Genomic DNA, 7032 nt, shown 5'->3' with positions numbered 1-7032 from the left:
CCCTCGGCCGACCCACTCGCAAGCCGGGTTCGGTTCTCAAGCACTTCCACCCGGTCCCGTATCGCCGCGGTGTCCTGGGCCGGGCGCGAAGCCGTGTCCGAAGCGACGATCCGAATATCGCGCACCAACCCAGGATCCTGGATGGCGGGCGTGCGCTGCATCAACTCCTGCAGGCGCTCGTTCTGAAGCCCCGGCACGGTGGTCGCGAGGCGGCCCATCTCCTGCCGAAGCTGGTCCGGCATGTTCATGACCGGCCCAACCAATTTCTCCAGGTCTTGCAGCGCATAGGCCACGCGCGTCCGGTAGCTCGGATTCTCGGTCATTCCCGGCCGGTCGGCACGCTCGGCCAGAGCGGCGACGGTGTTGCTCAGGTGTGAGTCGACCTGGGCTACATGGCTTCGCACACGGTCCATCCGGTCGATGACCTCGCGCAGCGGATTGCTGGTCTGTGCCTCCGCCCGGTGCGGGCGCTCGGCAGCGACGTTGGTATCGGACATGAGGTTGGTGTTCCTTCCGGACGGTTCAGTTTGCGGCGATCGAGGGGGATGGCATCTGCACGGCGGGCGACAGCTGCCGCTCGGACGTCGCAGCCAGCAGGGAAGCCTGCACGGCCGAGCTGTAGAGGCCGACCCGGAGGTTCTGCAGGGCGAGGTAGTTGCTCATCGCCAGTTCCATCGCGATCTCCCGGTTGACGGACGCAGGCGGCATCGCCTGCAGCGAGGCGGCCCAGCTGACGCTGCTGACACGACGGCTCACCTCGAGGTCCGTCGCCTGCAGCCACGAGGCGGTGGTCACGGGTGTGCGGCCCTGGTCCTGCATCTGCTGCTGCTGCGCCGCGGTCAGCGTGACGGACGGCGCCTGCACGGCGATGCTGAAGTTCAGCACGTCCCGGGCGAGGGACATGCGGGCCGTGTAGGAACGGCGCCGCGCCGCCGCGTCCTGACCGCTGACGGAAGTCAGCTGGTCGCCGCGCAGGGCGGCCGGGACGACGGGCTGAACGAGATTGGTGGCGAAGTCGTTGGCCGCGTTGACCCCGGTCTCGCCGGCCAGCGTATCCGAACCATACAGGCTTGAGGCGCGCTGATCCCCGTTCGGCAGCTGCGAGACCGTGCAGAGGCCGGCTTCCGCCTCGCGCTGGTCGCAGTAGCGGGACAAATGCAGCTGCGTCGATGCCGCGGCCGATTGCGCCGCGCCATAGTAGGCCGGCGTGCCAGGCGCCCCCTCGCTCCGAGGGTCCATGACGTCGCTGATACCGGCCGCCAGGCGTGCCGCCTGTCCGGCTGCGGCCTGAAGGGACTGGCCGTTGTCGAGGGCGGCACAGGCCTGCGGGTTCGGGGTCTGCTCGTCGCGGATCTGCGCGTTGCGGAAGTCACGCTGGACGCGGGCGTTCGCGGTGTTCGAGGCGTCCGCGATCTGCTGCTGGGCCGAAACCTGGGCCTTCTGGTAGTTGGCCTCCTGCGTGAAGCCGTCCCGCAGCATCTGGGTGACCGACGTCTCCATCTTGGTGACGGCACCCGTGATCTGCGTGCCGATGCTGGTGATGGCATTCGTCAGGGCGGACTGCGCGGCCTGCAAGATGCCCATGACGCCGATATCCACCACAGGCATGTCAGCCCAGGCCGGAGCGGCGCCGAACACCGCGGCGCCGATCACGATGCCCGCCGCCGCCGAGAGAAGCTGTTTTTTCCACATGGCTCAGGGCACCTGGCTTGGCAGGGTGTAGCCGGTCGGCGCCGTCGCCTGCCCGTTGACGTAGAGACCCTGGCCGCCGGAATACTGCCCCGTGGTGATGCTGCCGATCGTCGGTCCGCCGCCGCCGAAGGACAGACGCGGGCACATCACGCCGCCACCGAAGCCGCCAAAGCCTAGGTTGAAGCCGCTCACGGTCAGGCCGCACTGCGCCGAGCCCATGGTCGACTGCCATGCAGACTTCACCGCGTTGCAGAGCTGTCCCTTGATCGAGTTCAGCAGGGCGGTCGGGTCGAGCAGGCTGGTGATGACGTTGAGACCGGTGCCGCTGAAGAAGTCGTCGAGACAGGTCAGTGAGGTGACGCTCTGTGGGGACTGGATGGCGCTGTCGTCGGCCTGGACGCGGGCAGCGGCGCCATCCACGGCGGCCTGGGTGATGGTAGCGCAGCCGGTGCTTCCCGTGGTCGTGCTGGCGGCCTGGGCCAGGGCAAAGCCTGGGAGTGCTGTCGTCAGCAGGACCACGAAGGCGTAGCGGCGCAGCATCACGCGGCCTCCCTATGGGAGCCTTCGCAGGCAGCCAGGAGCACCTCCAGCCGGCCCCGGCTGAAAATCCGGGCCAGCAGCTCCTGCCGGTGCATCTCCTCGACCGCCGCGCGGAGGATTTGTCCCGTTCCGCTGGGGTCGTCCTGCAGCAATCCCCGGAGCACCGCCCCGCCTTCCGGCAGCCCGGCGAAGGACAGCCAGTGCAGCAGCCTCAATAGCCGTGCGGTGCCGAGCTGAGCGAGCACCCGACGCAGGCTGTCCTGCACAGGCCTGTCCCTCAGCACAGCGGAGAGTTGCCTCGCGTCGCGGTTGAGGGAGTGGTCCAAGGCCTCACCCAGTTCGGCAAGTGCAGCCCTGACGTCGGGATCATCCTCGACAGGGCGGACGGCTCCGTTCCAGAGGGTGGCGACCGCCGGCTCCCGCTCCTGGAGCCATGACGTCACGGTCGACTTGCTGAGGTCTGGCATCGCTGCTCCTGAGGTATTGGAGCAGCCTGCGCCCCCACGGTGCGAACGGGCGTTTCGAGAGAACGAAAAGTCATTAGCCGATGGTCAGGGTGCGCCCGATCAGGACCATGCGAAGCCCGTGCTGGGTCAGAGTCGCGCCAAGTATCTGATTCCAGGGCTTTCCGCCCTTCCAGGATACCAAAGTCTCCTGATCCACGCCCTTTCGATACACCACTCGGAACGGGTACGGTACGATTTGCTTGGCGGCAAAGGAGAGCGGTACGCCGTTGCCGAATCCGTGAGCGATGCTGTACCGGGGACGGGCAGGAGCTTCTTCCGGCTCAGCTGGGGCGAGGTCCGCAGGGGAACCAACTGAGGCTGACAGGACACCCAGGGCAGGGAGCTGCGCCTGGGTGTTCGGCATGAGTTGAAAGTCAACAGGCTGCAAGGGGGACACTAAGAGGTGGAATGCGGCAAGAGACGAAGCAAAGGCGAGCATGAGATCCTCCGTGTTCAGGGAAGGATCGGCCAATCCGGTGCGAACGAGGCGGAGTGCCGTCTTTCATGACAAGGAAGCCGCGAGGTACGTCGGCGCTGACCGGCTCGACAACCGCCACGGCCTCTCCGGCGACTGTAAAAGCTCCAGCCGAACCTATTCGGCGGAAGAGCACGCCGAAGAAAGACGAGTTACTCATCACGGTCGGCCAAAGGCTTGTAGAGGTCCGGAAGAAGCGAGGCTGGTCCCAGACGCAACTCGCAAAACTCGCGGACTGTCCGACTTCGTCCGTGTTTGCAGCCGAGACCGGCGTCCACAACATTTCACTTTTGACCCTGAAGAGATTGGCCGACGCTCTGGATGTCGATATGCGTAGTCTCTTGCCGGGCCCGGAATTGTTACTTTCTCCACATGACACCAGCGTAGCCTCGCTGAAGATTATTGAGAGCGCTCTGGAATCCATCACGACCGACATGGGCCGCAGCGCAGTCATGCTCCAGCAGTTGCGCCAGCTCCTGGCTGAGGTGATGAAGCCGTCCCACCTTAAAGACAGAGGTCAGTGACTACCTTCGGTGCGAATGGAAATGGCGAAATTTTTTCCGTTAGTACCTATTTAACTTCGACAAAAGCAATTTTTGGGGGTTAGAACGTTCCGGTAGCCGCCGCCGGAGAGTTCCTGTGCCCGCATCCTCTGCCGCTTCACACGGCGCTGAATCGCCGGTGGTACTGGTCACCCTGTGCAAGCCAGCCCCCGAGGCTGTCCGCGATGACGCTGTGCTCAGTAGCTTGGTTGCGCGCGGCCACGGCCTCGACGCCATCTCAGCTTTCCTGCACCAGAGCCGAGAGCAAATCATTGAAAGCGTGGTCAGACTCAATCTGTCGACGCCGCATGACCGGCCGTTCCGTGCCCGCTCGGGACCCAAAGCCTGGAACCCCGCGGACTACCCATCTTTCATCCTCGACTGGATCTCTGGCCTCCATGCCGAAAGTATCGGGAAACGCTTCGGGCGGAGCGCAGGGGCAGTCTGGTCCAAGGCGCGGTGGTTCGGGTTACCGAAGCGTAGCCGCCGGAGCGTCTTCCGCGCCGAAGCGGACGCCGCCCCTCATAGAATCCCGGACAAGCCGCCTGCCCAGCCGGTCGAAGAACTTTGCCGTTCAGTTGTTACCGCGAGCGGCAGCATGCTAACGGTCCGGCAGCTTCCGAAGCGCAACCAGATCTTCTGGACACCGGAAGTGGATGCGGAACTCGCGAACCGATACTGGGCCAATCAGCATCACCTCGCTATCGCGCGAGAGTGGGGTGTGTCATCCGGCGCGATCCGCTCGCGTGCCACTCGCCTGCAACTGCCTCCCCGCGAGAGGTCGGAACTTGTACACCACTACGATCCATCCGTGATCGAGGGCAACAAACGAACCGCCAACTATGTCCTCCGTGAATGCAGGGCAGTCCCAGGTTGGTTCTTCTGGGCGCACCGCAACGGAGAGCGCATCAGCCGCCGTGGGAAGAGGATGAACGCTCGCAAAGGGCGCTTCGGCTTCGTCACCGACTACAGCATTGGCTGCGATGTCAGCACACTTGGGCTGTAACCGTTCGTACCAACGGCAGCGGCAATCGGTCGCGTTTCCTCGTCGGAGATCGAGCGTATGCAGAACTCAGCCACCGCGGTCCAGCGCCGCATCTCGGATCCGGACTTTCAGGCCGCGCTGGTCAGGTGGTGCCTTGGCCTGACCGGGACGATGGCCGTGCTGATGGCTTTCCTGCTCGCACATGATGCTTATATGTGGCTCAACCCGCCCGCTCCGAAGTACTTCTTCGTTGACGGCCGCAATCCTCCGCGTCCGGCAGCGGCGCTGGACAGCCCGATCGTGGACGATGTTCAGCTTCTGCAGTGGGCGGTCCACGCGATCCTCGCCACCTACAGTGTCGATTACCACAACTACCCCTCGCAGCTGAATACGGCCGGCATGGCGTTCTCGCAGCAGGGGTGGACGTCCTTCGCCAGAAGCTACATTGGCTCCGGAAATTTCGAGCAGATGAAGAAGGCCCGTCTGCTTTGCTACGCACAGGCCCAGCGTGCCGCGACGATCCCGAAAACCGACGTCATCAACGGCCGGCTTGCCTATCAGGTGCAGTTTCCGATGGTGCAGACCTGCGAGAACACGCAGCAGTTCACCACGCAGACCATGATGATGACCGCGACGGTCATGCGGACGGATGACCAAAGGCATCCTGACGGCCTCATCATCGAAGAACTCGTCGCCACTCCCCGCTGAAAGGAACAGCAGCGTTGCTCGCACGTCTTCCAAGGGCGGCTGCCGTCGCGGGCATCTGCCTTCCTGCCGTGTGTCTGGCACAGACACCAGGCCCGGCAGGCCCAGGCGCCCCGCCGGCCGTTGGGGCACAGGATGCCCAGAACGCCAACCGGCAGCGCATCCTTGACGATGCGATCCCGCTCACGCCGGACATGATCCGAGAACTCGCCCGCCGATACGGCGAGACTCAGCGGGCGCAGGAGGAGGGCGGCCTGCAGATCGCTTCGCCAGTCAGCAGGCCGCTCAACGTCACCTACGCGCCGGGGCAGGCTACCGCCATCATCCAGACGGTGCGTGGCTATCCGACAGCTGTGTCGTTCTTCGACAGCACGGGTCAGCCCTGGCCTATCGCCTGGGACAGCAACAGCAACGCCGCGAGCGTGTCCACGGGTGGTGCCGGCGGGACCGGCGAAAGCTGCAGCACGGCGCCGAGCGCCGCCGGTCCGAACGGGCGCGCCGAGATCAGCGGCTTTCAGGTCTGTGTCCCGGTCCGGGGCAGCAACACCATCCAGATCACCCCCATGTCGATCAGCCCGCGCGGCGGCCTGCTGGTGAACCTCCAGGGGGCGCCGAAGCCGATCGCCTTCATGCTGATGGCCGGGCGCGACCGCTATGATGCCGAGATCAGCGTCCACGTCGCCTCGCGCGGCCCCAACGCACGGGTGCAGATCGACACCCGGCCCAACGCTCCGTTCACCGGCGCCCCGTTCCTGACGGCCATGTTGTCGGGCGTGGCACCCGCCGATGCCGTGCCGCTCTCGGTCAGCGGCGTGTCGGCGGACGAGGCCCGCGCGTGGCGGCTCGGCGACCACGTCTATCTCCGCACCAGCTACACGCTGATGTCGCCCGCCTGGGATGGCTCGCAGAACGGCGAAGGCAACGTGACCATCTACGCGCTGCCGAACACTCCGGTGGTGCTGCTGTCCGTCAACAACCGCACGGTCTCGGCCGAATTGAGGGAGGAGCGTTGATGAGCGGCGCGGCAGACAAGGTTCGGCTCGACAGTGTGCTGGGCAAGATGCACGTGTTCAACAGCGCGGGAAAAGCAGGACCCCTGCGGCTTGTTGTGATCGGAGGAACCATCTTCGTGGTCCTGGGCACGGTCGCCGCTGTGTCCATGATCCGGCCGAGCGAGCCGCCGCAGTCGCGCACGGCCCGCATGCCGACCGTCAACCCGCTGCCCGGCGGCCCCAACACCAATCCGACCCAGGATCGGCTGGCGCTGCAACACGATCAAGGGGAAGCCGCCAGGGCGATGAGCCAGGGCCAGTCCTACACGCCGCCCTTCTCGCCGAGCCGCCCTATCAACCTCCAGGCTCCCGCAGCTCCGTCGGATGCTGCTCCCAGCATCGCGCCACCGGCCCCGGTAGTCCCTTCCCCGGCGGCCGTCCGGATCGTGCAGCCCATGCCGCCGCAACCCGTGGCCCCGGCCACCCCACCGATCCAGCGGGTGGCGCAAACCAGCCAGGGGGAAAGCCGCGATGACCAGATGTTCCGAGCCGCTGTCTCTTGATCACATCTACGCACAGCTCCACCGTAAGGCGA

General features: G+C 65.5%; 9 protein-coding genes and 1 pseudogene. 5 read left to right on the top strand and 5 right to left on the bottom strand.

The genetic code is table 11. The features are described from left to right. From ROTAS13_RS16265 to ROTAS13_RS26420, 5 genes and pseudogenes are all read right to left on the bottom strand, one after another. Positions 1-497 (bottom strand): annotated as a pseudogene (locus ROTAS13_RS16265) (hypothetical protein); the annotation flags it as partial. A 25-nt stretch (positions 498-522) separates the two neighbouring features. Continuing rightward, entirely contained in the window at positions 523-1653 is a 1131-nt protein-coding gene (locus ROTAS13_RS16260; RefSeq protein ID WP_216348664.1) for a hypothetical protein, read from the bottom strand. A 42-nt stretch (positions 1654-1695) separates the two neighbouring features. Continuing rightward, positions 1696-2232 (bottom strand): hypothetical protein, encoded by a 537-nt coding sequence (locus ROTAS13_RS16255; protein ID WP_083755576.1) that lies wholly within the window; start codon positions 2230-2232, stop codon positions 1696-1698. Further along, entirely contained in the window at positions 2232-2699 is a 468-nt protein-coding gene (locus tag ROTAS13_RS16250; RefSeq protein WP_075822856.1) for a hypothetical protein, read from the bottom strand. The genes ROTAS13_RS16255 and ROTAS13_RS16250 overlap by 1 nt, the downstream gene beginning before the upstream one ends. Before the next feature lie 73 nt (positions 2700-2772). Beyond that, complete coding sequence (locus ROTAS13_RS26420; RefSeq protein WP_139323394.1) at positions 2773-3177, bottom strand: hypothetical protein; 405 nt, start codon at positions 3175-3177, stop codon at positions 2773-2775. A 65-nt stretch (positions 3178-3242) separates the two neighbouring features. Between ROTAS13_RS26420 and ROTAS13_RS16240 the strand changes: the two genes are divergently transcribed. The 5 genes from ROTAS13_RS16240 (at position 3243) to ROTAS13_RS16225 (ending at position 7000) form a co-directional block, all read left to right on the top strand. After that, positions 3243-3737, top strand: a complete 495-nt coding sequence (locus ROTAS13_RS16240; protein ID WP_075822855.1) for a helix-turn-helix domain-containing protein — start codon at positions 3243-3245, stop codon at positions 3735-3737. A 157-nt stretch (positions 3738-3894) separates the two neighbouring features. Then, on the top strand, positions 3895-4761 hold the full coding sequence (locus ROTAS13_RS26415; RefSeq protein ID WP_139323393.1) for a hypothetical protein: 867 nt from the start codon (positions 3895-3897) through the stop codon (positions 4759-4761). Positions 4762-4818: 57 nt separating this feature from the next. Further along, a complete protein-coding gene (locus ROTAS13_RS16235) occupies positions 4819-5448 on the top strand; it encodes a DotI/IcmL/TraM family protein (RefSeq protein ID WP_075822854.1) in 630 nt (209 codons plus the stop codon). 68 nt (positions 5449-5516) lie between these two features. Beyond that, the gene (locus tag ROTAS13_RS16230) at positions 5517-6458 is read left to right on the top strand and encodes a DotH/IcmK family type IV secretion protein (protein ID WP_256371401.1); all 942 of its coding nucleotides are present in this window, start codon (positions 5517-5519) and stop codon (positions 6456-6458) included. Continuing rightward, entirely contained in the window at positions 6458-7000 is a 543-nt protein-coding gene (locus tag ROTAS13_RS16225) for a hypothetical protein (RefSeq protein ID WP_075822852.1), read from the top strand. The genes ROTAS13_RS16230 and ROTAS13_RS16225 overlap by 1 nt, the downstream gene beginning before the upstream one ends. The last annotated feature ends 32 nt before the right edge of the window (positions 7001-7032 follow it).

The sequence above is a fragment of the Roseomonas sp. TAS13 genome (assembly GCF_001950415.1).
GTDB lineage: Bacteria > Pseudomonadota > Alphaproteobacteria > Acetobacterales > Acetobacteraceae > Roseomonas > Roseomonas mucosa.
Note: the sequence above shows the minus strand (reverse complement) of the source record. Positions and strands in the feature narration are given on the sequence as shown.

Coding starts and splice junctions, on each gene's coding strand:
- ROTAS13_RS16255 (WP_083755576.1), bottom strand. CDS start 2,232: ATGCTGCGCCGCTACGCCTTCGTGGTCCTGCTGACGACAGCACTCCCA.
- ROTAS13_RS16250 (WP_075822856.1), bottom strand. CDS start 2,699: ATGCCAGACCTCAGCAAGTCGACCGTGACGTCATGGCTCCAGGAGCGG.
- ROTAS13_RS26420 (WP_139323394.1), bottom strand. CDS start 3,177: ATGCTCGCCTTTGCTTCGTCTCTTGCCGCATTCCACCTCTTAGTGTCC.
- ROTAS13_RS16240 (WP_075822855.1), top strand. CDS start 3,243: ATGACAAGGAAGCCGCGAGGTACGTCGGCGCTGACCGGCTCGACAACC.
- ROTAS13_RS16235 (WP_075822854.1), top strand. CDS start 4,819: ATGCAGAACTCAGCCACCGCGGTCCAGCGCCGCATCTCGGATCCGGAC.
- ROTAS13_RS16225 (WP_075822852.1), top strand. CDS start 6,458: ATGAGCGGCGCGGCAGACAAGGTTCGGCTCGACAGTGTGCTGGGCAAG.